This window comes from Streptomyces sp. 4N509B, assembly GCF_052245655.1.
GTDB lineage: Bacteria > Actinomycetota > Actinomycetes > Streptomycetales > Streptomycetaceae > Streptomyces.
This window is the reverse complement of record NZ_JBQQBZ010000008.1, coordinates 91,457-116,086: the sequence shown is the minus strand read 5'-3', so window position 1 is coordinate 116,086 and position 24,630 is coordinate 91,457. Positions and strand designations below refer to the sequence as shown.

At 74.0% G+C, this 24,630-nt stretch carries 18 protein-coding genes; 14 read left to right on the top strand and 4 right to left on the bottom strand.

Annotated features, from left to right (window positions below):
- Positions 1–423: 423 nt before the first annotated feature.
- Complete coding sequence (locus tag ACTWP5_RS11115) at positions 424–2,364, top strand: S41 family peptidase (protein WP_443220672.1); 1,941 nt, start codon at positions 424–426, stop codon at positions 2,362–2,364.
- A gap of 205 nt (positions 2,365–2,569) precedes the next feature.
- Here the strand turns inward: ACTWP5_RS11115 and ACTWP5_RS11110 are convergent, their stop codons facing one another.
- Positions 2,570–3,511 carry a hypothetical protein gene (locus tag ACTWP5_RS11110; protein ID WP_443220671.1) on the bottom strand — a complete coding sequence of 314 codons (942 nt, stop codon included), beginning with the start codon at positions 3,509–3,511 and terminating at the stop codon, positions 2,570–2,572.
- Positions 3,512–3,728: 217 nt separating this feature from the next.
- Positions 3,729–4,019 carry a hypothetical protein gene (locus ACTWP5_RS11105; RefSeq protein WP_443220670.1) on the bottom strand — a complete coding sequence of 97 codons (291 nt, stop codon included), beginning with the start codon at positions 4,017–4,019 and terminating at the stop codon, positions 3,729–3,731.
- Between the two features lie 728 nt (positions 4,020–4,747).
- On the opposite strand from ACTWP5_RS11105, the gene ACTWP5_RS11100 reads away from it, so the two are divergent.
- The 7 genes from ACTWP5_RS11100 to ACTWP5_RS11070 all read left to right on the top strand — a co-directional run bounded on the left by ACTWP5_RS11100 (position 4,748) and on the right by ACTWP5_RS11070 (position 13,227).
- Entirely contained in the window at positions 4,748–5,968 is a 1,221-nt protein-coding gene (locus tag ACTWP5_RS11100) for a helix-turn-helix domain-containing protein (protein WP_443220669.1), read from the top strand.
- A 356-nt stretch (positions 5,969–6,324) separates the two neighbouring features.
- Positions 6,325–7,524, top strand: a complete 1,200-nt coding sequence (locus tag ACTWP5_RS11095) for a helix-turn-helix domain-containing protein (protein ID WP_443220668.1) — start codon at positions 6,325–6,327, stop codon at positions 7,522–7,524.
- 241 nt (positions 7,525–7,765) lie between these two features.
- Positions 7,766–8,083: a hypothetical protein gene (locus tag ACTWP5_RS11090; RefSeq protein ID WP_443220667.1), complete on the top strand. Its 318-nt coding sequence runs from the start codon at positions 7,766–7,768 to the stop codon at positions 8,081–8,083.
- The gene (locus ACTWP5_RS11085) at positions 8,080–8,334 is read left to right on the top strand and encodes a hypothetical protein (RefSeq protein ID WP_443220666.1); all 255 of its coding nucleotides are present in this window, start codon (positions 8,080–8,082) and stop codon (positions 8,332–8,334) included. Before ACTWP5_RS11090 ends, ACTWP5_RS11085 begins: the two co-directional genes overlap by 4 nt.
- 591 nt (positions 8,335–8,925) lie before the next feature.
- Complete coding sequence (locus ACTWP5_RS11080; protein WP_443220759.1) at positions 8,926–11,577, top strand: FAD/NAD(P)-binding protein; 2,652 nt, start codon at positions 8,926–8,928, stop codon at positions 11,575–11,577.
- Between the two features lie 173 nt (positions 11,578–11,750).
- A complete protein-coding gene (locus ACTWP5_RS11075) occupies positions 11,751–12,161 on the top strand; it encodes a ChaB family protein (RefSeq protein WP_443220758.1) in 411 nt (136 codons plus the stop codon).
- 103 nt (positions 12,162–12,264) lie between these two features.
- Entirely contained in the window at positions 12,265–13,227 is a 963-nt protein-coding gene (locus tag ACTWP5_RS11070; protein WP_443220665.1) for a TIGR03557 family F420-dependent LLM class oxidoreductase, read from the top strand.
- 147 nt (positions 13,228–13,374) lie between these two features.
- On the opposite strand, the gene ACTWP5_RS11065 is transcribed toward ACTWP5_RS11070, so the two are convergent.
- Complete coding sequence (locus ACTWP5_RS11065) at positions 13,375–14,622, bottom strand: PP2C family protein-serine/threonine phosphatase (protein WP_443220664.1); 1,248 nt, start codon at positions 14,620–14,622, stop codon at positions 13,375–13,377.
- Between the two features lie 257 nt (positions 14,623–14,879).
- On the opposite strand from ACTWP5_RS11065, the gene ACTWP5_RS11060 reads away from it, so the two are divergent.
- On the top strand, positions 14,880–16,136 hold the full coding sequence (locus tag ACTWP5_RS11060) for an MFS transporter (RefSeq protein WP_443220663.1): 1,257 nt from the start codon (positions 14,880–14,882) through the stop codon (positions 16,134–16,136).
- A gap of 96 nt (positions 16,137–16,232) precedes the next feature.
- Here ACTWP5_RS11060 and ACTWP5_RS11055 read toward each other — a convergent pair whose 3' ends face one another.
- A complete protein-coding gene (locus ACTWP5_RS11055; RefSeq protein WP_443220662.1) occupies positions 16,233–16,526 on the bottom strand; it encodes a trypco2 family protein in 294 nt (97 codons plus the stop codon).
- 101 nt (positions 16,527–16,627) lie between these two features.
- Between ACTWP5_RS11055 and ACTWP5_RS11050 the strand changes: the two genes are divergently transcribed.
- From ACTWP5_RS11050 to ACTWP5_RS11030, 5 genes are read left to right on the top strand one after another with little or no spacing between them, the layout of a single operon-like run.
- A complete protein-coding gene (locus ACTWP5_RS11050; protein WP_443220661.1) occupies positions 16,628–18,388 on the top strand; it encodes a S1 family peptidase in 1,761 nt (586 codons plus the stop codon).
- Complete coding sequence (locus ACTWP5_RS11045) at positions 18,385–20,574, top strand: tetratricopeptide repeat protein (protein ID WP_443220660.1); 2,190 nt, start codon at positions 18,385–18,387, stop codon at positions 20,572–20,574. Before ACTWP5_RS11050 ends, ACTWP5_RS11045 begins: the two co-directional genes overlap by 4 nt.
- Positions 20,575–20,616: 42 nt before the next feature.
- The gene (locus ACTWP5_RS11040) at positions 20,617–22,254 is read left to right on the top strand and encodes a VWA domain-containing protein (RefSeq protein WP_443220659.1); all 1,638 of its coding nucleotides are present in this window, start codon (positions 20,617–20,619) and stop codon (positions 22,252–22,254) included.
- Positions 22,251–23,228, top strand: a complete 978-nt coding sequence (locus ACTWP5_RS11035; protein WP_443220658.1) for a hypothetical protein — start codon at positions 22,251–22,253, stop codon at positions 23,226–23,228. Before ACTWP5_RS11040 ends, ACTWP5_RS11035 begins: the two co-directional genes overlap by 4 nt.
- Positions 23,225–24,556, top strand: coding sequence for an ABC transporter substrate-binding protein (locus ACTWP5_RS11030; protein WP_443220657.1), 1,332 nt, complete (start codon positions 23,225–23,227; stop codon positions 24,554–24,556). The genes ACTWP5_RS11035 and ACTWP5_RS11030 overlap by 4 nt, the downstream gene beginning before the upstream one ends.
- The last annotated feature ends 74 nt before the right edge of the window (positions 24,557–24,630 follow it).

Here is a 24,630-nt window from a genome sequence, read left to right as displayed (position 1 = left end):
GGGACCGGACGGCGGGGGTGCCCCACGGGCAACGTCCCGGCACGTCACGTGACGTCCCGGCCGCCGTTTGGCCAGGACTCGGGGCGGGTCCACCATCGGAAGAGGGGACGCAACCGACACAGGCGGGAGCCGCGACGGGACGAGGCACACGCGACGCGGAGCGTGACCAGGGCGTGAGGCATCGCACAGCACGGCGGGCGCGCATCCCTGCCACTCACGGCTCCACCCGGGCCCCCGCCGGGGCCCCGGGCAGGGGGTGGCGTGAGGGGGCACGGCGGGCGCACCGGACGGCCCACGTCCGGACGACGCCGGACGCCGGACGCCTCGCGGAGCGACGCCCACGGCGCCGACCGGCGGCCGGGCGCTCCCGCCGAGAGACCCGGAACGCCCACGCTCGCCGGGCCAGCGAGAAGGAGGCACGCCATGAACCGCCCAGCCGAGGAGACCGCTCCCCCGTTCGTCGAGAACGCCGCGGAGCCGGTCCGCGACCACCTCCTCGGGGCGAGCCGGCTCGACACCTTCCTGCGGCGCGCCGGCACCCTGACGCTCCAGGACCGCCGCACCCTGGTCGACCAGGCGCTCGTCCTCGTGGAGCAGAACTACGTCCACCTGCCCCTCAAGGCCGCGATGCACGCCGTCAACCCCGTCCACCGGCTGCGGCTGCTGCGCCGGCGGCTCGAACGGCAGACGGAGCGGACCATGCCGCGCGAGTGGATGTTCCACGCCGAGCTGTCGGAGATCTTCCACTCGCTGCGCGACCTCCACACCAACTACCTGCTGCCCGAGCCGTTCGCCGGCCGGATCGCCTTCCTGCCGTTCCTGGTCGAGTCCTGCGCGGAGGGGGACCGGACCCGCGTCCTGGTCACCCGCGTCGCCGAGGGCTTCACCGCGCCCGGGTTCACCCCCGGCGTGGAGATCACGCACTGGAACGGCATCCCCATCGCGGACGCCGTCGACCTGAACGCGGCCCGTTTCGCCGGGAGCAACACCGCCGCCCGGCGCAGTCGCGGCGTGCAGTCGCTGACCGTGCGCCCGCTGATGATCCACCTTCCGCCGTTCGAGGAGTGGGTCACCGTCTCCTACGTCGACGAGGCCGGCACGCCGCGCGAGCTGCGCGAGAACTGGCGGGTCGTGGAGAACCTGCCGCCGCTGGTCGGCGCGGACCCCGAGACCGTCGTGTTCCAGGGCATGGACCTCGACGGCGACGAGACGAACCGGGCGAAGGTGATGCTCTTCGCCCCCCACGTCGTCGCCCAGCGCGACGCCGCCGCGGCCGAGGAGCCCGCCCCCTCGCTCGGCGAGGGCGAGGTCGCCACGACGATGCCCGGCGTCTTCCGGGCGCGGACCGTCCGCACCGCGTCAGGCACCTTCGGGCACGTGCGGATCTTCACGTTCAACGTCCAGAGCCCCGGCCGCTTCGTCGCGGAGTTCGTCCGGCTGATCCGCCAGCTGCCGCAGGACGGGCTGATCGTGGACGTCCGCGACAACGGCGGCGGGCACATCCACGCCGCCGAGTTCGCCCTCCAGACGCTCACGCCACACCGGATCACCCCCGAGCCGGTGCAGTTCGTCAACACCCCGCTGAACCTCAGGATCTGCGCCAGGCACCGGGGAGACCCCGCCATCGACCTCGGCGCCTGGGTGCCCTCGATGGAGCAGGCGCTGGAGACCGGGGCCGCCTTCTCCGGGGCCTTCCCGATCACCCCGGAGGAGGGCGCCAACTCCGTCGGACAGCAGTACTTCGGGCCCGTCGTGCTCGTCACCAACGCCCGGTGCTACTCGGCCACCGACATCTTCGCGGCCGGCTTCCAGGACCACGGGATCGGCCCGGTGCTCGGCACCGACGAGAACACCGGCGCCGGCGGCGCCAACGTCTGGACCCACGAGCTGCTGTCGGACCTGCTGGCGGGCGACGAGGAGTCGCCGTACGCGCCGCTGCCCAAGGGCGCCGGGATGCGGGTGTCGATCCGCCGCACCCTGCGGGTGGGCCTGCTGGCCGGCACGCCGGTGGAGGACCTCGGGGTCGTGCCCGACCGGCTGCACCGCATGACCCGCAGGGACCTGCTGGAGGGCAACGCCGACCTCCTCGACCTGGCCGGCCGGCTGCTGACGACCCAGGAGCCGCACGCCGTGTCCCTCGCCAGGGCCACCGCCGCCGACGGCGCGCTGCGGCTGGAGATGCGGGCGGAGAACGTCGACCGGATCGACGTCTACCTCGACCAGCGGCCACGGGCGTCGCTCGACCTGGCCGAGGACCGGGTCGACGTCACGGTGCCGGACGCCGCCTCCGCCCGCTTCGCGCGGCTGGAGGGCTTCGAGGAGGGCCGCCTCGTCGCGAGCACGACGGCGGAGCTGGTCACGTGAGCCGTCGCCACGGGGGCGGGCGCCGGCCGCGGGGCGCCGGGGCGCCGGCCGCGCGTCCCGGCGCCGCGCGTCCCGGCCCGGCAGAGCCGGCCCCGCCGGCAACGGCTCGCTCCGCGATCCGCGATCCGCGCCCACGGCGCATCGGTCGTCGATCGGCACACGCACCATGCGTGCCGACCGACGACCGACTGGTCCAACGCATCTCCTAGGCCGGTTCGAGGTCCCAGCCGATGCGGTAGTGACCGTGGTTGTCGCCACCCGGATTGTCGACGTGGAACACCAGCATGTCGGAGCCGCCGTTTCCGGCGATGTCCCAGAGGGCCACGTCGGCGCCCTGGTTCTCCCAGCCGAACCAGCCCGGCACCGGCTTGACATCACTCCACCCGGCCACGTTCCCGTTGGCGTCCAGGTCCCAGCCGATGCGGTAGTAACCGTGGTTGTCGCCACCCGGATTGTCGACGTGGAAGACGGCCATGTCCATGCGCCCGTTGTTGTTGATGTTGCCGAGCGCGACGCCCGCGCCCTGGTTCTCCCACCCGAACCAGCCCGGCACCGGCTTGATGTCGCTCCACCCGGCCACGTTCCCGTTGTCGTCGAGATCCCAGCCGATGCGGTAGTAACCGTGGTTGTCACCACCCGGATTGTCGACGTGGAACACCAGCAGGTCCTGGCGGCCGCTTCCGTTGATGTCGGCGAGCGCGACGCCGGCACCCTGGTTCTCCCATCCGAACCAGTCGGGAACCGCCTTGATGTCGCTCCACGCGCCCACGTTCCCGTTGGGATCGAGGTCCCAGCCGATGCGGTAGTAGCCGTGGTTGTCCCCACCCGGATTGTCCAGGTGGAAGACGAGCATGTCCTGCCGTCCGTTGCGGTTGACGTCCCCCAGCGTGACACCCGCGCCCTGGTCCTCGGCGCCGAACCATCCGGGGATCGGCTTCACGTCGCTCCACCCCGTGACGCTGGAGTCGCCCTGAATGTTCCAGCCGATGCGGTAGTAGCCGTGGTTCTCCCCCGCCGGATTGTCGATGTGGAAAACGAGCATGTCCGAATCGCCGCGCCCGCTGATGTTACCGAGCGCCACACCGGCACCCTGGTCCTCCCAGCCGAACCAGTCCGGAACCGGCTTTACATCACTCCAGTTGGGCATGGCGTTCCCTCCATATGAGAACAAAGCTGAATTCGACATTCGATCCTTTGTCTCTGCCAGGATCAGTGCGCCATCCGGGTGACGCAAATCGGGAGGCCCTGCCTTTCCGTCCGCGTTGGCAGGGCCGGCAGGGAGCTGGTCTGATGGAGGGGATGACGTCACCCTACGGGGCCGGCGTCTTCCTGTGGTCCGTAGGTGACCCGAACAAAATCATTACCTAGGCGTGCGTCGCCTCCCATTCCCGCGCACGCTCGTCGAGTTCGGCGGCTGTCCGCGCGCCTCGACGGAGCAGCGGCCGGAGCGTGTTCCGCATTCCGGCGACCGCCTCTATCGCGCGCGCGGACCTCACCCCGTCGAGGTAGTCCAGCGCGCGGCCCCACGTCGCGCACGCCTGCTCGACATGCCCCTGGTGGGCCTGCTCGCGACCCTGTGCGGCGACGGTCAGCGCGGTGATGCGCTGGTACTCGCGCGCCGGGCGGCGGCGGGCGGCGGCGTAGTGCCGTTCCACTCCGGCGTGGTCTCCTATCGCCCTCAAAGTCTTCGCCGAGTGGCTGGAGACGCACGCGCGGGCGGACCCCCACAGCGCTACCCAGTGCGGCATGTCGTCTTCGGTGCCACGGATCACGGAGTCCTGCGCCGCGCGGAGTTGCGCGGTCGCCTCCGTGCGGCGGCCGGCGTTCGCGAGTGCGCGGGCTCGGGTGACCTCGAACATGGCCAGGGTGCACGGGCCAAGGCCGCGGGCCCGATCGAGTGCGGCCTCGGCGAGTTCCAGGGCCCCTGAAGGCGCTCGACAGGCCCGATCCCACCGCGTTCACCGCGTCCCCCGCCCTCTCGCTGCCCGCGTGGCTGCCGCCGTCCGATGTCGGCGCGCGGCGGGCGGAGAGCGGTTGGTGGTGGCCGATAGTGGGCCCCGGCTGTGCTGTGCGCGGCCGAGGCCCGTGCGGTCCGCCCCCAGTGGAGGAACGTCAGGAGGCCGCCGACGTCGTGGAGGTCGGGCGGTGGTGTGACGAGGACAGGGCCGGCGTACGCGGCGGCGACACGCGCCACGGTCCGCGAGTATGCCAGCGCGCGAGACCGGGCCGGGGCCGAACGGCGAACTACCCCCCGTCGGTGGGGCCATGGCTGGCCCCCGGGGCTAACGGGGCATTACCGTCCTGAGTGCGGCCACAGGACGAACATGGGGGCCATCATGCTGGACTTCCTGTCTGCGTACACCGCTACGTTCGGAGCGGTGTCGTGATGGACGAGGCGCAGACCATCGGTGAGCGTGCGCGAGGCGCGCGTCTCCGGCTGGGGCTCACGCAGGCTGACGTCGCCGCCGCTCTCGGATACACCCAGGGCTGGGTGTCGAAGATGGAGAAGGGCGCCATCGAGCTGGACCGCGCGAGCGTCATCAACTCCTTGGCGGACGTGTTGCACGTCCACCCCAACGAGCTGATCGACCGGCCCTACCGGACGTCCGCCGCGACGAACCAGTGGGAGGTCTCGGCGTCGGCGATCCTCCGCGAGCTGCGCCGCTACGACCTGGCGCCCGTCTTCGACGGCCCGCCACGGCCGGCGGCCCAGCTGTGGCGTGACACGGCAGAGCTGCACACGCTGCGGGACGAGGCCAGGTACACGGTCATGCTGCGGCGCCTGCCGGACCTCCTGCGCGAGGCGCGGGCGCTCGCCGAGGTGTCTGCGGGCCGGGAGCGCGAGGAGGCGTTCGGCGTGTACGCCATCGCCTGCAAGTTCGGCCACAACGCCGCCTACGCCCTCGGCCATCCCGAGCTGATCGCGATGCTGTGTGAGCGAACGGCGTGGGCGGCCGAGCGATCCGGGGACGAGCTGATGCCCGCCGTCGCGGACGGCATGCGGGTGCGGGACATGTGGGCGACCGCGGACTGGGAGGGCGCGATCTGGCTGTCCGACAAGGCCCTGCGCGCGGTCGAGCCGCTGTACGAGCGGGGGGACCCGCTGGCCGTGCGGGTGTGGGGGCACCACCACCTGCGTGCCGCCGTCTCCGCCGCGCGGGAGGGCCGTCAGGGGGAAGCCCGGCATCGGATCGCGCAGGCGCGGGAGGCAGCGGCGCAGGCCGCGGCCGTGCCCTCCTTCGACCGGCACAGCCTGACGTTCAGCGCGGCCAACGTGTTGATTCACGGCGTCAACGTCGAGTTGGAGATGAGCCAGCAGGACGAGGCGCTGCGGCTCCACGAGGACATCTCGCCGCGGGAGCTGGCGACGCTGCCGAAGTCACGGCTGGGGCACTACCAGATGGATCTGGCGCGGGCCTACCTGTGGTCGGGGCGGCGTGAGCGGGCGCTGGACGAGCTGGAGCGTGCGGAGCGGACGGCGCCTCAACTGGTGCGGAACCACCCGATCGCGCGGGCGACGCTGCGGCGGATCAGGGCTGCCGAGCGGGTCGGGACGAGCGAGCGTCTGCGCCGGATGGTGGGCCGGTTCAGCCTTGACGACTGAGGTTCAGGCGGCTGACGTGTGGATATTCCCCTGATTCATATTCAGATGTAATCGGGCTCATACGGTCAGTCATCACTTGAACGCAATGACCGTGAGGGCCGGCTCGTCGCAAGCGCGAGGTCGGAGCTGGTCTCCTGAGCCGTCGCCACGGCGACCCGTGCGTGAAACGCCCGAGGCGGCGTTCTTGGGAGCACTCGGCGGCGAGACGCGCCACGGACCGCGAGTATGCCAGCGCGCGAGACAAGTTCGGGGCCGAACAGCGAACGGCCCCACCGAAGTGAGGCCGTGGCTGTACCCCCGCGTTCGCCGGGGTTACCGTTTCGATTACCAGTCAGAAACGGAAGTGGAGCCCCAGTATGCCTGATGGTGCCCTTCACCGCAGCAGGACCGTAGGAGAACGCATCCACGAAATCCGCGCCCTGCGCGGCTACTCTCTTCGCGAGCTGGCCACTCGCGCACACGTCTCCGCCTCGATGCTGTCCCGCATTGAGCAAGGCGACCGCCAGCCGAGCGAACAGGTCATCGCGGCGACCGCCCGAGCGCTGTCGGTCAGCGTCACAGTCCTCCACGGTAAGCCGTACATCGAGCAGCTACGCCGAGACCAACTCGACCGGCTCATCGCGCCCCTCGCCAACGCGTTGGACGACTGGGGGATCTCACCCGACGAGGACGACCCAGCGCCGCGCGGCCTGGGAGACCTGGGCACGGCGATCAGCCGCGTCCGCGAACTGCGCGCTGCTTCGGAGTACGCCGCCCTCGCCGAGGAGACGCCTGCGTTGTTGGGCGAGTTGTCGCACGCCACGTGGATCACCACCGGAAGCGACCGCGAGCGGGCCCACTGGCTCCTCGCCGAGGCCGCGCTGGGCGCCTTCAGCGTCGCCTACAAGTTCGGGTACATGGACCTCGCCCGGCTCGCCCTGTCGCGTATGGCGATGTCCGCGATGCAGTCCGGCGACCCTAGGCAGGTGGCCGCCGAGCGGCTGAAGCGCGCGCAGTTGAGCGCGGAAGGGCCTGCCCTCGAACGCGGGCTGCGGCTGGTCAAGCAGGGCCTGCGTGACCTCGACACCGATGGGTCGACCGAGACGCGCGCGATGCGAGGTGGCCTCCTACTCAAGGGCGGCCAGCTCTCCGCGCTGATGTCCGGCCCGGACGAGTCTGACGAGTGGTTCGCGGAGGCTCGGGGGATCGCGGCGGAGATAGGAGAGACGACCTGCTACATGTTGGCGTTCGGTCCCACCAACGTGGCTCAGCACCAGGTGGCGGCGGCCGGTGACCACGACCGGCACGGGCAGGCCGTGGAGCTGGCGGGGCAGGTGCATCTGCCCAAGGGATACAGCAAGGCGCGGTCGGGCGCGTTCTGGCTCGACTACGCCCGCTCGCAGGCGTTGACCGCACGGCATGACGAGGCGCTGGAGTCGCTGGAGCGGGCACGGCAGGTGTCGCCGCTCCAGACGCGGTATCACGCGTCGACCCGCGCGACGGTGGGCACGCTGCTTCGAGCGCGTCCTCGCGCCTCGGAGCGGCTGCGGAAGTTCGCTCAGTGGAGCGGCGTGTAACGCTCCCATCGCTGCGCGTCAATCGAACATCGCCAACGGGCAACACCCCGGCGTTGACTCTGGGTCAACACCGGGGTGGTTTTCGACGGGCACTCTGTGACTGTCAGCACTCGGCATGTCACCGGAGCCGATCATGGTCGAACACCCCTCATCCGCGCCCCCCGCCTCGTCCCTGCCTGTGTGGTTGCCGCCGTCCGATGTCGGCGCGCGGCGCGTCGCGTGTGGGCGGTGGTGGGATGCCGTGAGAGTCCCCGAGGCTGTTGGCGCCGTGGCGCTGGGGGCGTTGGCGGGGCGGTCGGGGCCGGTGGTCGGTGACCGGTGTGACGGCGTCTACAGCTGGCTGGTCGCGCCGGGTGCGGCCGACGGCTGGCGCGCCACTCTGCCGGTCGAGGTGTACGGCGTCGCGTGCCGCCTGCTGGTGCCGTCGCTGGGTGCGTGTCCCACGCGGTGGGTGGAGTGGCTGGTCCGGCCCGAGCCGGGGTGGGACTGCCTGACCGACCCGGGCCTGTTGCGTGAGGCGCTCACCGCCACCGTCGCGGGGACGGGAGAAGCTCGGTGATCGGGGGTCTCCACAACGGCAGGGAGGTGTTGCGGGACGTGGCGCACCCGTGGATCGGGCAACGCGTCGTCGAACCGCGCACCGGCAGGACCGGCCGGCTCGGGCTGGTCGTCGAGCACGTCTCCTATGACGTGCTGGGACGCGAGCGAGTGCTGTGGACGGAGGCGCACCTGCGGCCCACCGACGGCTCCGGCTGGGAGTGGCGGGCCAACCTCGACAAGCTCACCCTCACGTCTGACCACCCCACCTAGCCCGCCCCACAGAGAATCCCGGCCGCCCCCGAGCGGGACGGCCGGGTAAGTCCCCCGACCGGACCAGCCCCGAGCGGCCCGGCGGCGCTCCCCCAGCCTGCGGCTGGGAGGTGCCCCCATGCCGCGCCCGCCCCGGTCCGCCCCTTCACTGGGGTGCCGCAACGCGGTGAGGGACAACCGCCCACCCCGGGACCGCTGATTCACACCCACACCCCCGGGGTGGGCACCACAAACCCCCGCCCGGCCAAGCCGCGCGGGGACGCCGCCCGCCCCGCCCATCCCCCGTACAGGCCGGGGCGGGCGGCAGCACCCCCAACTCCCGCCCCGCCCCGCACGGGATGGCCGTCCACGCCTCGGACAACGTCGTACGCTGGGCCGCCCGGGTGACACGCCGTCAACGGGATGGCGACGCGATATTCCTAGCAATCCCAGCTACATGGTAGGAAACAAAGGGGCGGCGGCCGTTCCGTCGCCAGCCTGGTGACGGAGCCGCCCTCGTCGGCAGTATGTGAGCTGCCTGCGGTCGTCGTTGACGCCATCGCGCTGGAGGTACCCGTGACCACCATCCCCACCCGCCCCACCCGGTACACCGTGGGCATCGTCGGTGCCGGCGCCGCCGGCGCGCTCACCGCGATACAGCTGTGCGAGACCGCCGTCCGCCGCACCACCCCCCTCGACCTCGTGCTGATCGACCCGGCGCCGGAGGCGGGGCGCGGCGTCGCCTACGCCACGCCCGACCCCCGCCACCGGCTCAACATCCCCGCCAGCGGCATGAGCTGCTACCCGGACGACCCCACGCACTTCCTGCGCTGGCTGCACACGCACGGCGAGCCGACGGTGTCGCCCTGCGCCTTCCTCCCCCGCCACCGCTACGGCGCGTACCTGGCCGACGCGCTGGGCCAGGCGATCATCCGCAGCCACGGCACCGTGTCCGTGCGCCGGCTGCGGACCATCGCCACGAGCTGTACCCGGACCGTCGGCGGGCGCGCCCTGCTGGGCCTCGCCGACGGTCAGTCCCTGACGGCCGACAGCGTCGTCCTGGCGACCGGCCTCCTGCCCGCCGCCCTCGACTGGGCGCCGGCCCCGCTGTGGGGGTCGGGGCGCCTCGTCCCCGACCCGTGGGCGCCCGGCGCCCTGGACGCCGCCAGGGACGGCGAGGGCGACGTGCTGCTCGTCGGCACCGGCCTCACCGCCGTCGACGTCGCGCTCACGCTGGAGCGCCCGGGGCGCCGCGTGCACGCCGTCTCCCGCGGCGGCGAACTGCCCCGCACCCACGCCCTGGTGCCGCTGCCGCCGCTCGCGCCGCGCCCCGACCTCGTCGCCCTGCCGCTGGACGACCTGCGGTCCGCCGTGCGCCGCCACGTCGCCGAAGCCCTGCGCGCCCACGGCGACTGGCGGCCCGCCGTGGACGGGTTGCGCCCGCTCACGCAGGAGCTGTGGGCCTCGCTGTCGGACGGCGAGCGGGCCGAGTTCCTCGCCCGCGACGCCTCGCGGTGGAACGTTCACCGCCACCGCATGTCCCCCGTCACCGCCGAGGCGGTCGGGCGGGCGCTGGCGGCCGGGCGGCTGCGCCCGCACACCGGCCGGGTGCGCGACGTCGCCCCCGTGGGCGACGGCGGCCTGGCGGTCACCCTGACCTCGGGCCGCACCGTGAGAGTCGGCTGGGTGATCAACTGCACCGGGCCCGCGCTGCGCCTGGCCGACCACCCCCACCCGCTGTGGCAGGGCCTGCTCGCGGACGGCCTCGCGACCCCGGGGCCGCTCGGCATCGGCGTCGCGACCGACGGCGGCCGGCTGCGGCCCGCCCCCGGGCACGCCGCGCTCCGCCTGTACACGCTCGGCGCGCTCCGTCGCGGCGAGCTGTGGGAGACCACCGCGATCCCCGAGATCCGCCGGCAGGCCGCCGAGGTGGCCGCCGCCGTGCTGGAGCCGCTGCGCCGGCCGGCGCCCGCCCGCCGTCGCCCCACCGACCTCCACGGCCTGCCGCTGTCGACGCACGCGAGCGCCGCCGCCGCGTACCGCGCCGGTCTCGACCGGCTGCTGAAGGTCCGCGCGGGCGCAGCCGACTGCTTCACCCGCGCCGTGGCGCTCGACCCGGGCTTCGCCCTCGGCCACGCCGCGCTCGCCCTCGTCGGCCACGAGGCCGGCGCGGCCGTCGACGTGCCGCGCGCGCTGGCCGACGCCCAGCGCGCCGTGCGCGAGCGCGCCTGCGAGCGGGAGCGCGCCTTCGTCGACGTCGTCACCCGCCGCGTCACCGGCCGCGACGGCGACGCCGCCCTCGTCCGGTACCTCGACGCGTACCCGGGCGACGCACTGGCGCTGGCCGTCGCCGTGCCCACGATCGCCTTCTCCGGGGTCACCGACCTCGACTCCGGCGCCGCCCGCGGCCTGGTCGAGCGCTGCGCCCCCGCGTACGGCGGCCACTGGTTCCCCGCCTCGCTGCTGGCGTTCGTCCGTCAGGAGGAGGGGCGCTACGACGAGGCCGCCGAGCTGGCCCGCGGGGCGCTGGCGGCCGAGCCCGCCTCCGGGCACGCCGTCCACGCCCTCACCCACGTGTACTACGAGACCGGCGCGCACGCGCGCGGACGCGACTGGCTCGACGGGTGGATCGGCGACCGGGGCAGGGGCGCGAGCCACCGCGCGCACTTCGCCTGGCACGTGGCCCTGCACGAACTCGCCCTCGACGACTCCGAGTCCGTGCGCCGGCGGTGGTTCTCCCAGCTCTCCCCCGAGCGGGTGGGCGGGGTGCGGGCGCTGGTGGACTCCGGGTCCCTGCTGTGGCGGGCGAGGCTCGCGGGCTGCTGGACGGGGAAGCAGCCGGTGGGTGACGTGCTCGCGGCCGTGGAGCGGGAGATCCTCGAACGCCCCGCGACGCCGTTCACCGCCCTGCACAGCGCGCTGGCGCTCAGCTGCGCCGGCGACCTGCCGGCGCTGCGGCGGCTGCGGGGGCACGCGGCGGACGCCGACCCCGTGCAGCGGGAGGTCGTCGCGCCGCTGTGCGACGCGCTCGCGGCGGTCGTCGAGGAGCGCTGGTCCGACGCCGTCGCCGGGCTGGAACGCGTGCGGCCGCTGCTGCGGCGGGTCGGCGGCAGCGCGGCGCAGCGCGAGGTCGTCGAGGACACCCTGCTGTACGCGCTGGTGTCCGGCGGGCGTGGCGAGGCCGCCAGGCGGCTGCTCCAGTCGCGGCTCGACCGCCGCGACTCCCCCGCCGACCACCGCCGGCTGACCGCCCTGCGGGCCTGACCTCCACCCCGCGCCTCCCCGGGCCGACACCAGGCCGGGCGCCAGCCGGGCGGGCGCCAGCCGGCCGGGCGCCCGGCCGGCGAATCCTCCCGTTTTCGCGCGCCGCGTCGGGGCACTCGGGCCCAGACAGCGGGAGTAACCCCGTGAGGCCCGAGATCGAGGAGGTGAGGGCGGTGCCGGGGCGCAAGGAGTTGCCGTCGACGCTGGAACGGTCGCCGGCCGGCGCACAGCGCACGTGGATCAAGGCCCATGACTCCGCCGTGGAGCAGTACGGCGAGGGTGAGCGCGCGCACCGCGTCGCGTACGGCGCGCTCAAGCACAGCTACGAGAAGGTGGGCGACCACTGGGAGCGGAAGGAGAAGGGCCGCAGGGGCCCCTCCGACCCGCAGAGCGCGCGGCCACGCCAGCGCGGTGGCCGCAGCGGTGAGGGAGTCGACGAGCAGGCGTCCAAGCAGCACCTGTACGGCGTCGCGAAGGATCTCGGCATCGAGGGCCGCTCGAAGATGGACAAGGCGGAGCTGCTGAAGGCGATCCGCTCGGAGAACCGCTCGCGCACCAGGTCGGCGCGGGGACGCCGCTCGTGACGGAGGCCGCGAGCGACCGCGCGGCACCGCGCGAGCCAGCGGGGGTCTGACGAGAGCGAACGGCCGGGCACGGCCGCAGCGAGCGACGAGAGGTGTGAGCGCCGTGACGTCGTACGGATACTTCCTCGCCAGCGAGGACCACGGCCCCCGCGCCCTGGTGGAACAGGCGCGGATGGCCGAGGAGGCCGGGTTCGAGGCCCTGTGGATCTCGGACCACTACCACCCGTGGCTCGACGCGCAGGGGCACAGCCCCTTCGTGTGGGGCACGATCGGCGCCCTGTCGGAGGCGGTGTCGCTGCCGGTCGAGACGGCGGTGACCTGCCCCACCGTCCGCACCCACCCCGCGATCATCGCGCAGGCCGCCGCGACGAGCGCGGTGCAGCTCCGGGGCCGTTTCCGCCTCGGGCTGGGCTCGGGCGAGGCGCTCAACGAGCACATCCTGGGGACGGCCTGGCCGCGCGCGGCCGTGCGGCAGGAGATGTTGGAGGAGGCCGTCGACGTCATCCGCCGGCTGCTGACCGGCGAGAGGATCAGCCACCGGGGCCGGCACTACACGGTCGAGAACGCCCGGGTGTACACGCTGCCCGAGGAGCCGGTGCCGATCGACATCTCGGCGTACGCGCCGGCCGCCCTCGACCTCGCGGCCCGCGTCGGCGACGGCTTCGTCACCATGGGGCCCGAGGCCGATCTGCTGCGCGAGTACCGGGAGCGGACGGGCGGCGAGCGCCGCCTGACGTCCTGCGGGACGAAGGTCTGCTACGACACCGACCGGGAGCGGGCGGTGCGGACCGTGCTGCACCGCTGGCCGAACATGCTGCTTCCGGGGGAGCTGGCCGCGCAGCTGCCGGAGCCCAGGCACTTCGAGCAGGCCGTGCAGCTGGTGACCGCGGACCACGTCCGCGAGGGTCCCTTCGCGCTGGGCGACGATCCGCAGGCGCACGTCAACTCGCTGACCGCGTGCGCGGAGGCCGGCTTCGACCGGGTGTACGTGAGCCAGATCGGCCCCGACATGCGCGGCTTCTTCGACTTCTACCGCGACCGGGTCCTGCCCCGGCTGCCCCGCTGACCGGCTGACCGCCGGCCGAGGCAGGACGGCGGCACGGACGGACGGGCCGACGCGGGCGGCCGGGCCCGACGCGGGCGGGCGCCGGCGAGGCGCCCGTCCGTCCTGCCGCCCGGCTCGCCTCAGCTCGTCACCGTCCGTCATGGCCCGTCACAGGCGGATGACGAGCAGGGCGATGTCGTCGGCGGCGCCGCCGACGACCCCGAGGCGTTCGAGCAGCGCGTCGGCCAGTTCCTCGGGCTCCACCTCGCCGCCGCCGGTGAGGGCGTCCACGAGCCGGCCGAGGCCGACGTCGATGTCCTCGCCGCGCCGCTCGATGAGCCCGTCCGTGTAGAGCACGAGGGTGTCGCCGCGCTGGTAGGGCAGGCTCGCCTCGACCCGGGACGCCTCCTCCGGCCAGGTCGCCAGCGGCGGATCCGTGGCCTGGTCGAGGACCTCGACCCGGTCGTCGGGGTGGAGCAGGAGCGGCGGCGGGTGCCCGGCGCTGCTGTAGATGAGCTCGTGGGAGTCGGTGTCGATGAGGAGCTTCACGGCGGTGGCGCTCGTCCCGCCCTCCACCGAGCCGGCGTAGAGGCCGAGGACCGCCAGCGCGCGGCCGGGGCCGACCTCGGCGCGCATCAGGGCGCTCAGCGCGCTGCGCAGCATGCCCATCACGGCGGCGGCCTCCAGACCGTTGCCGACGACGTCGCCGACGGCCACCGCGTACCGGGCCGGGTTCACGTCGGTGACGTCGTACCAGTCGCCACAGACGTGCAGCGAGCTGGCGCTCGGCAGGTACCGCACGGCGGCGTTGGGATGCCTGGGCAGGTCGGGTGAGTGGAGCATCGACTCCTGGAGCCGGAGGGCGACCTGCCGCTGCCGTCCCGTGACGCGCCGCAGCTCCGCGTTGAGCCGGCGCAGTTCGGCGGCCTGGGCGTAGAGCCCGGCGGCGGTGCGGGGGCTGGCCCGTCGCTCCGCGGTGCCCTCCGGGCTCTCGGGGAGGGACCGCACCGCGTCGGTCACGTCGTCCACCTGGACGAGCAGCCAGGCCAGCTCACCGTCCGGGCCGTCCACGGGGGTGACGTACACCGACCACCACCGCTCCTCGAACGTCAGGGGCTGGGCGCTGACCTGGACGTCGTAGCGCTGCACCTCCAGGACCTGGAGCGCGCGGGTGTCGCTCGCGCGCTTCAGCATGCCGGCGACCGCCGCCGGGCCCTCGCCGCCGTCGGGTTCGCCGGGGTTCCCCGGGAAGGCCTCGAACACCTGTCGCCCGACGAGATCGCCGCGCTCCCGGCCCGTGAGCTCCAGGTACGAGTGGTTGGCGTCGATGATCTCCAGATCGGGGGAGAGCACGATGGTTGGCCGGGGCAGCACGGCGAACAGTGCCGCGTAGTCGGTCTGCGACGTCCTTGCCACGCTTCGCCGCCCCTCGATGAATCCGTCCAATACGGACAATCTACGATATTCGCTGCCCTCGCGCCCCCTCCACCCCGAGCCCGGCACCGCCCGCTCCGGCTCCCACTCCGACGCAGGCACGCTCCCTCGTCGACCGACTCCACGAGGACGGCGCCGGGACGGCGCACCGCCCCCGGCACAAAACCCGTTGCGGGGCGGCGCGCCCCCGGCCAGCCTGGATCGGCCCCACACCCGCCCCGGAGAGGACGAGGCTGCCGATGACGGTCCCGGGCGAAGAAGCGCCCCTCCCCTCGCGCGACGCGGACGTCGACACGGGCGATGACGCGGGCGGTGGCGTGGCCGTCCGTCCGGGCCTGGGCCGCTGGGCGGCGCCGGCACCGTTCCTGATCACCGGTCTCGTCTTCGCCAGCTTCTTCGTCCGCATCCCGACGATCAAGATCGAGCTGGGCCTGTCGGACGGCCAGCTCGGCGTCCTGCTCATGCTGCCGATCCTGTCCGGCCTGGTGTCGATGCAGCTGACGGGCAGGCTGGTGGCGCGTCTGGGCAGCGCCCCGATCCTGCGGGCCACCATGGTCGCCCTGCCACTGGCCCTCCTGTGCTTCGCGCCCGTCGAGGGTGTGGCGGCCTTCGCCGTGGTGCTGCTGCTGTTCGGCGCGGTGGACGGCCTGATCGACATCTCGATGAACGCGCACACCATCGCCGTCGAGCGCGCCCTCGGGCGGCCCGTCATGAACCGCTGCCACGCGGCGTGGAGCATCGGGGCGGCGATCGGCTCGCTGGTCGGCGGCGCCACGCTCCGGGCCGACCTCTCCCTCGCACAGCACGTCCTGCTCGTCACGGCGGTGACGGTGGCTCTCGCCGCGTGGGCCGGTCGCCACCTTCTGCCGGCCGACGCGGACCGGGTGGCCGCCCCGGCCGCCGCCGCGCCGGCCGTGCGGGGCGGCGGCGACGGCTGGCGGGCCGGCTGGACGCCTCGCCTGCTGCTGCTCGGCGCGGCGGGCACGATCGTGTTGGTCGTCTCGGGCGTCGTCGGCAACTGGAGCGGCGTGTACCTCCACGACGAACTCGACGCCACGCTCGCCACCGCCTCGCTCGGCTACGTCTGCTTCAGCGTCTGCGAGGCGGGCGCCCGGCTGGTCGGCGACCGCCTGCACCTGCGCTTCGGCGCGGCGGCCCTCGTGCGGAGCGCCGGCGCCCTCGCCGTCGTCGGGCTGACGGTCGTCGTCCTCTCCCCCACCCCCACGGTGGCGATCACGGGCTTCGCGCTGCTGGGGCTCGGCCTGTCGGTCCTGGTGCCGGTGATCTTCAGCTCCGTCGGTCACGCCGGGGCCGACTCCGCCTCGGGCAACGCGGCCGCCGCACTGGCGAAGGTCAGCACCCTCACCTACAGCGGGCTGCTGGTCGGGCCGATGGTGGTGGGGTGGTTCGCGGAGGCGTTCACCCTGACGAGCACCTTCGCGGGGATGCTGGTCGTGACGGCCGTGGTCCTGGGTGTGGGCCTCAGAGCCGTGTGACCAGGGCCGCGTGACCAGAGCCGCGTGACCACGTCGGCCGGCTCCGTCGGCCGGTCCCGTTCGGCCGAGCAGCCGTGCGGGTGACCCTCCCGGCGCTCAGCGCCGGCCGACGCGCGAGACGTGCCCGTCCTCGTCCACCGGCTGGAGGTCGACCTGGATGCGGTGCGTGGTGTCCCGCGACGCCCCGCCGCCGAGGTCCGCGGTGAGGACGCCGATCCGCAGCCCCGTGCGCCCGTCTCCCGAACGGTGCACCTGCACCGCGAACTCCAGGCTGACCTGCTGCACCACGAACCGCATCGGCTGCCCGACGCCGTCCTCCTGGGCCTCCACCAGCTCCTGTCGGACCTGACGGATCGCCTCCGCGAGTCCGACGAAGTGATCACCCTCCATGCCGCGAAGTCTACGCTCCGTCAGCGGCGGCCGGTATGCTGCGCGCCATGGGGGATGGAGCCGACAATCTGCCCAATATCCTTGGCGACAGGCATCGTTGGTTGCTGCGCCTGCGCTGCGCGGACCACGGCAAGGTCATCGGGGCCGGCGTGCTGGTCGCCGGCGATCTGGTGTTGACCTGCGCGCACGTGGTGGACAGGAACGACCGTCACGTCCTTGTCGACATCGTCGGCGAGGAGGACGCCCAGGGTGTCCCCGCGCAGGTGACCGAGGACGGCTGGAAGCCGGAGACCCGGGGCCCGGGGTCGACGATCACGGCGGACCTCGCCCTGCTGCGGCTGGAGCGGACACTGCCCCGCCGCCACGTCACCCCTCTCCACCGCAGGCCCTACGGCCTGAACGGCGACGTCGAGATGTACGGATTCCCCCGTGGCGTCGACGAGGGCATGTCCCTGTCTGGCAGCCTGGCCGGCGGGCACGGCGGCGACGGCCGGATGCTGGTCGAAAGCCAGCGCGAGGAGGCCGTGTGGGAGGGCTTCAGCGGGGGCGCCGTCGTCGCGCCCGGCTCCCAGCACGTGATCGGCATCGTCGTCGGCAGACTTACCGTCAGGTCCGTCGTCCGCACCATCATCATCCCCACCGGCACGGTGCTGCGTCACCTCCCCGGGCTGCCGGTGGACGGCCAGCCCACCGGCGCCCGGCGCGTCGTCCCCTCCCGGGGGCGCCCCGTGAACGAGTCGCTCGCCGCCGAGCTGGCAGCATGGCTCGGCGGCGGGCCGCCGCACCAGCCCGACATCCGCGCCGTGCTCGTCCGGCCCGACGACGCGCCCGCGGTCGAGGCTCTCTCGCAGGCCGTCACCGACGCCCACCGGGAGCTGTCCACCCTGGGGAGGAACGGCGGCGCCCCCCACCCCTCGCCGGGCTCCGTTCCCCCGGTGGGCTCCCTGGACCTCGCCGTCGACCTCAGGGCCGACACCCCCGAGCAGGTCACCGACCGTGTCCTCGGCGAGGACGACACCCATCGCGGCCGGCCGTTCACCGAACGACTGCGGCGCGCGGGGCCGTTGCGGCTCACGATCGTGCTCGACGGCGTCGACCGCGCCCACGACCCGGACGGCACCGCCGAACTGCTGGCCGTCCTCGCCGAGCAGAAGAGCCGCATGCTGCTCGTCTTCCACGCCGCGGACGAGGCCGCACGCGCGGAGGTGGAGGCCACGGCCCGGTTCCACGCCACGCTCGGCAGGCTGGCCCGCCAGGTGCGGCGCGCGATCGACCGCGGCGTGCTCTTCTCCGACCTGCGCGCCACCGTCGTTCCGCCGACGAACCCCCAGACCGACACGGTCCTCGCGGTCGCCCTCAACGAGACCTCCCGGGCGTACGCGATCCAGGCCAGGGTGGCCGCGCTGCGCAGCGAGGGCCCGACGGACGGCGGGGTGCCGCCCGACCTCGTCGAGGCCACCGACGACGCCCGCCGCCGCATCGACCGCGCCGTCGACCTCCTCACCACGTGCCAGGCGCGCCTCCACGTGCTGCGTGGCCGGCTCGCGGTCGAGCGGGCCAGGGCCGGCCGGCTCGCCCCCGCCGAGCGGACCGGGGCGCTGGCCGACCGCTACGACGCGGCGCGCGCGGCGCTGTACCGGGCGCCGTGCCGGCTGACGGAGGGCGAGGCCGCGCTCGACCTGTACCGGAGGGCGATCGACGAGTTGGACGGGCGCCGAGGCGTCGAGGACCCCGACGGTGGCACGGGGGACGACGGAGGCGACGGCACGCACCACGGCGGTACGCACGACGGCGACGGGCACGAGACGGGCGACGGGCACGAGACGGGCGACGGCGACGGGGAGGGAGGGCGCGGGCGATGACGACGTTCGAGGACCAGGGCGGGTCCGCCGCGACGGCCGAGGGCACGGGAGACGAGGAGCTCGTCCTCCCCGAGGTCTCCCCTCCCGAGCTGCCCGAGCTCATCGACCACGCCCCGGGCCCGCCCCCGGGCGGCCAACCCTGCCGGAGGTGCGGCGGGACCGTCGGCCTCGGGTACGGCGGCCAGCGCGACCTGGAGCGCGGCTTCTGCTCCTACTGCCGCACCCCGTTCTCCTTCGAGCGGAAGCTCGACCGCGACGACCTGGTGGGCGAGCAGTACGAGGTCACCGGCTGCCTCGCCCTCGGCGGGCAGGGCTGGATCTACCTGGCGCGCGACCGGCAGGTCAACGACCGGCGCGTCGTCCTCAAGAGCGTCATCGACCCGGGAGACTCCACGCAGCTGAAGATGGCCCAGGCCGAGAGCCGTTTCCTGACCGACCTCGACCACCACCCCGACATCGTCCGGATCTACAACAGCGTCACCAAGGACGACATCAACTACATCGTGATGGAGTACGTGCCGGGCCGCACCCTGGAGGATCTGGCCAGGCCCCACCAGCAGGCCCGGTGGCTGGGCACCCGGCTCACCCTGGAGCACGTCGCCGTCTACGGCTGCCGCATCCTGGAGGCCCTCAGCCACCTCCACGGCCGCGGCCTGCTCTTCGGCGACATGTCGCCGTCCAATGTCATGCACCACGGCACCAGGATCAAGCTGATCGACCTGGGCGGCATGCGCCGCAAGGGCGACGACGCCTCCCACGGCGTCCGCACGCCGCCCTACCTCCCGATGGAGGAGCTGCGCCGCCACACCGGCGCCGGGTACTGCGAGCTGACCGACCTCTACGCCGTGGCCCGCACCCTCCAGGAGGTGGCGCACGGCGCCGACGACGCTCCCCCACCGGCCAGGGAGTCCTTCGACGCGGTGATCGAGCGGGCCACCTCCGAGCACCTCGCGGCGCGCTTCACGACCGCCGCGGGGATGGCACGGCAGCTGCGCGGCGTGCTGCGCGAGATCCGCGCGATGACCCGGCGCGAGCAACACACCGCGCAGTCCCTCCTCTTCGCCCCCGCCGTGGGGCTGCTCGACGGCGGACGGCGCGAGGAGGGCGTGGGCCTGGGCCGGCCGCAGCCGGCCCGGTGGCGGCTGCGGCCGCTTCAGAAGGCCGACCCGTTGCTCGACGTGCGCCCGCCGGCACCGGCCTGGGTCGCCCGGCGGCTGCCCGTCCCCGTTCCCCATCCGGACAACGAGGCGGCGGCGACGGAGCTGCGGGCCTTCCACGACTCCCTGCTCCACGGCATCCTGCCGGCGGCCCGACAGCGGCTGGCCGACGCCTGCGGGGCACTCGGCGAGCAGCGGGCCCACCACGACTGGCGGGTGAGCTGGGCGTGCGGCCTGCTGACGCTGGCCGAGGACGACCCCGGGGCGGCCCCGGGCGAGCCGGCGGCGCTGAGCGAGCCGGCCGACACCCGTTCCGCCCTGCGGGCCGTGCTCGACGCCACGCCCGAACGGCGGCCCGCCCGGCACTGGTTCGAGCACGTGCGCCGCGCGCTGCCGGGCGAGCCCGCGCCCAAGCTGGCGCTGGCCTACTGCTTCGAGCGGGACTACCACCACGACCCGGACCGCGAGGAGCGCCGCGACGACCTCGCCCGGGCCGGGCACCTCTACCAGGCCGTGTGGTGGCGTGACCGCTCCGAGGGCAGCGCCGCGTTCGGCCTGGCCAGGCTCCGCCTCGCGCAGGGCCGGCGGGTCAGCGCCCTGGAGATCCTCGACGAGCTGGCGGAGCAGCGCTCGCCGCACCACCGGGCGGCGCGCGTCGCCGCCGCGCGCGTCCAGGTGGCGTGGCTGCCCGACCACCCGCCGGAGGGCACCGACTTCGAGGCGGTGCGGCAGCGGCTGGCCCGTGACCCGGGCGGCGTCCCGAGCGACGGCTGGCCCCTGGAGGAGGGCGAGCTCCTGCTGCTGACGGCCGAGATCCGGGAGTCCGCGCTGCACTGGTCCGCCACGCACACCTGGCCGCCCGCCACGCTGCGGCCCGGCGAGCTGTTCGGCGGCCCGCCGACGACGGACCGGCTGCGCTCACTCCAGGAGGACACGCTCCGTCGGCTGGCGCGGCGCGCGGCCTCGACGCTGGAGCACGACGAGCTGATCGACCGAGCCAACCAGACCCGCCCGGAAACCCTCACGTGACGCGGCGGGGCCGCGCGTGACCCGAAAGGAGAAAGCCTGACCATGACGGACCAGGGCCGCCCCACGGGGAGGTGGCACGGGCCGCGCGGCGGGACCGACGCGGCGGCCGGCCCCGGCGTGAGCCTGTCGGTGGACCAGACACCCACCCGGCGCGTCGGCGAGGCGGTCGACGGCGTCCACGCCCAGTTCACCCTCCGCACCCACGGCCTCGGGCCCACCACCCCACTTGCCGCCCCGGCGCGAGGGGCCGGCGCCGGTGCGCCACGGCGGCCAGCGGCCACGGCCCAGGTGGTCGTCATCGACTGCTCGGACTCGATGGGCTACCCCGAGTCGAGGTTCGACTCGGTCCGGCAGGCCGCCAGCCGCGCCGTCGGTCTCCTGCCGCACGGCACCCGTTTCGCCGTCGTCCGGGGCACGCACCGCGCGACGATGGTCTACCCGGGCACGGAGGAGCTGGCCGTCGCCGGCCCCGACACGCTCGGCAACGCGAGGTCCGGTATCGGCCGGCTGTACGCCTCCGGCGGGACCGCCGTCAGCGAGTGGCTGGGGCTGACCCGGCGCCTGCTGGCCGGCTCCTCCGCCGAGATCCGGCAGGCGCTGCTGCTGACCGACGGCAGGAACGAGGAGGAGCCCGAGCTGCTGCCGGCCGAGCTCGCCCGCTGCCGCGGTGTGGTCCGCTGTGACGTGTGGGGCATCGGCGAGGACCTGGACCGCGAGGTGCTGGAGCAGATCGCGGTGAGGTTGGAGGGCCGCCCGGACATCGCGCTCGACGGCGCCGGCCTGGCCGCCGGCTTCGAGGAGACGATGCGTGCCGCCGTGGCACGCCTCGTCCCGAGCCTGCGCATCCGGATCGCCCTCGAACCCGGCACGAGGCTGCGGTACCTCTTCCAGACCGTCCCGGACGAGCGGGAGCTCACGGCCGTGTCCCGCACCGTCGTGGAGGGAGGCCGCGTGCGCGTCGAGTTCCCGACCTCCGCCTGGTCCGGCGACGAGCAGCGCGAGTACCACCTGTGCCTCGACGCCACGCCGCCGCCCCACGCCGGCGAGGCGAACGCCCGGAGGGCCGCGGACGGCACGAACGCCACGGAGGGCAGGGAGGGCACGGAGACGGACCTGGCCGTGGCCGAGGTGGTCGTGCCGCCGGAGCTCGGCGGGCCGCCCGCGCCGGTGACGCTGCGGGTGCGCTGGATTCCGGGCGCCCGCCCCGTCACCGAGTACGGCGAGGACCCGCGCCCGGAGCACCTCCGCCGCCACCAGGACCTCGGCACCGCCATCGTCCGGGGCGACGCCGCGTTCCGCGACGGCGACCGGGCGACGGCCGAGTCGATGTTCCGCCGCGCGGTGGACCTCGCCGGGCTGCTCGGGGACAGCGAGATGCTCGCCATGCTGGCGGAGGTGATGGACCTCGACGAGGCGGACGACAGCGGCCCCCGGCTGAAGAAGTCCTTCGACACCCGCCGGCTGGACCGCCTCTGGATGCGCCGGAACCGCACGACCCCCACCCCCCGGCCCGCCCCCCGTGGCCCGACGCCCGGCCCGTCCCCCGTGGTGGCTCCCGCGCACCACCACGGCGGCGTCGTCCCCGGTGAGCCACGCGCGTGCGGCGCGGCGGACTGCGAGCGGCTGTCCGCCCCCGACGCCCGCTACTGCCAGGAGTGCGGAACGGAGTTCGCGTCATGAGCACGACGCGCCGCTGGCTGGTCCGCCGCACCGCCGGACTGCTGCTGCTGACGACGGTCACGGTCGCGACGCTGCTGTCCGCCTACGTCGGGGTGCACCGTCACGTGGAGCCGATGCGCACCCAGACGGCGCCCGCCGTGCTGGAGGTGGCCGCCGCCATGACGGCGCTCGAGAACGCGCACGCGGAGGCCGAACAGACGTTGGAATCGGAGAGTGCGGCGCTGGTGGGCGCGGGCAGCGACCACAGGACCCAGCTGTCGGTGGCGAACCAGAGCCTGTCGAGCGCGGTCGAGGCCGGCGTGGCGGGCGAGCCGGGCTTCAGGGAGCTCCAGACCGCCATCGGCCTCATCGTCGCCTACACCGGGTGGATGGACCAGGCACAGCTGTACGGGAACGACGATCGGCTGCGCGAGGCGTACCTCTTCTACGCCGACACCACGCTCGACGGCATCCTCACCCTGCTCGCGGAGGACGTGCAGGCGCGGCAGACGGCCGAGCTGAACCGACAGGCCTCGCCCGGCCTGCCCGTGTGGGCCGCGTGGGCCGTGGCCGTCGTGCTGTGCTGCGCCTTCGTGGTGCTGGTGCTGCGGACCCAGGCGACGATGCGCCGCCTCTTCCGCCGCCGTCTCAACCCGCCGCTGCTGGCCGCGATCGGGCTGTTGGCCTGCACCCTCGGGCTGCTGGTGTGGTTCACCGGATCGACCGTGAACGACCTGCGGGACGCGAGGACCGAGCTCCAACAGGTCAGGGAGCCGCGCGTCGGCGTCAGCGACGCGGCGTCCGCGTCCGCGTCGGCGTCGGCGTCGCCCGACACCTCGCAGCAGGACGTCGCCGACCGGCTGGACGAGCCCGGCTGGCGGGTCGTGCTCTCCTCGTGGATCTGGGTCTCGGGCCCGGCGATCGGCGGCCTCGTCCTGTGGGGCATGGTCCCCCGCGTCGTCGAGTACCAGCACCAGGAACGGTGGTTGACGTGACCCTGACCCAGCGGCGGAACGCCGCCTCCGCCCTCGTCGGCTCCCTGCTGCTGGCGCTCGTCCTGGTCGAGGCCCTGTGGAGCGTGCCCGCGGAACCGCAGCGCGGCACGGTCACCGTCATCGCGAACTGGACGGACGGCGAGGAGGAGGCGTTCGTCAGCGTCCTTCGGGCGTTCGAGGAGGAGCACGGCATCGAGGTGGACTACCAGGGCACCAGGGCGGTCCAGGAGGTGCTGCGGGCCGACATCCAGTCGGGTTCGCCGCCGGACGTCGCCATCCTCTCCAGCCTCGGCGAGCTGCGGCAGCACCAGGCGAACGGCGAGCTGGCACCGCTCGACGGGCACGTCGAGGAGGGGGTGCTGGAGGGGTACGGCGAGCTGTGGAGCCCTCCCATCGGGGAGCGGCGCTACTGGTTCCCCGTCAGGGTCGAGGTCAAGAGCCTGGTCTGGTACGACACGGCGGAGCACCGCCGCGCCGACCTCGACCGCCTGACGGGCGACGGTGACAGCTGGTGCGCGGGCCTGGGCTCGGGGGCGACCTCCGGCTGGCCCGGCACGGACTGGGTGGAGGACCTGCTGCTCCAACAGGCGGGGGCGGGCGTCTACGAGGCGTGGGCGCGCGGCGACGGCGTCTGGGACTCCCCCACCATGCGGGCGGTGTGGGACCGGTGGGTGGCGCTGCTGTCCGGTGGCGGCTCCCACCGCGCCACCGACGCCCTGACGAGCACCTTCTCCGACGCCGCCCGGCGGCTCGTCGACGACACGCAGGGCCCGCGCTGCGCGTTGAACCACATGGGCTCCGTCAGCCAGAGCTACTACCTCGACGCCGACACGCCGCGCTTCGTCCCCTCCGCCGAGCTGATCCTGCCCGGGGGCGTCCCCGACCGGGAGGCGCTGTGGGAGGTCTCCGGAGACTTCGCCGCGATGTTCCAGGACTCGCCGGAGGCCAGGGAGCTGATCGACTACCTCGCCTCCGCGCAGGCGCAGCGGACGTGGATCGAGAACGCCCCCGCCCACGAGGTGGCGCCGCCGCTCTCCGCCCACCCCGCCATCGGTCCCGACGCCTACGGCGAGGACGTGGTGTCCGGGGAGCTGAGCGGTCTCCTCCACTCCGGCGGCAGGCTCTGCCTCGACGCCTCGGACGTGATGCCGGCCAACATGCGCGACGCCTTCCACCAGGCGGTGATCCGTTACCTCGCCGCGGGCACCGCGGCGGACGCCGCGGCGGAGCGGAACCGCCTTCTCCGCGACCTGGAGAAGACGCGGGGGGAGCAGCGGGGCCCCTGGCTGGAGTCCGTCTGCTCCGAGCCGTCCACGAGGGATCGTTGAGGTAGAGCGGGACATGTCAAGGCCCTGGGGACGGAGGTGCCCGTCCCCAGGGCCCTGGGTGTCGGCGCGTCAGT

Bases quoted from the DNA above. Each gene is read 5' to 3' on its own strand.
- ACTWP5_RS11110 (WP_443220671.1), bottom strand. From the start codon at position 3,511: ATGCCCAACTGGAGTGATGTAAAGCCGGTTCCGGACTGGTTCGGCTGG.
- ACTWP5_RS11115 (WP_443220672.1), top strand. From the start codon at position 424: ATGAACCGCCCAGCCGAGGAGACCGCTCCCCCGTTCGTCGAGAACGCC.
- ACTWP5_RS11045 (WP_443220660.1), top strand. From the start codon at position 18,385: ATGACGACGTTCGAGGACCAGGGCGGGTCCGCCGCGACGGCCGAGGGC.
- ACTWP5_RS11095 (WP_443220668.1), top strand. From the start codon at position 6,325: ATGCCTGATGGTGCCCTTCACCGCAGCAGGACCGTAGGAGAACGCATC.
- ACTWP5_RS11060 (WP_443220663.1), top strand. From the start codon at position 14,880: ATGACGGTCCCGGGCGAAGAAGCGCCCCTCCCCTCGCGCGACGCGGAC.
- ACTWP5_RS11040 (WP_443220659.1), top strand. From the start codon at position 20,617: ATGACGGACCAGGGCCGCCCCACGGGGAGGTGGCACGGGCCGCGCGGC.
- ACTWP5_RS11055 (WP_443220662.1), bottom strand. From the start codon at position 16,526: ATGGAGGGTGATCACTTCGTCGGACTCGCGGAGGCGATCCGTCAGGTC.
- ACTWP5_RS11035 (WP_443220658.1), top strand. From the start codon at position 22,251: ATGAGCACGACGCGCCGCTGGCTGGTCCGCCGCACCGCCGGACTGCTG.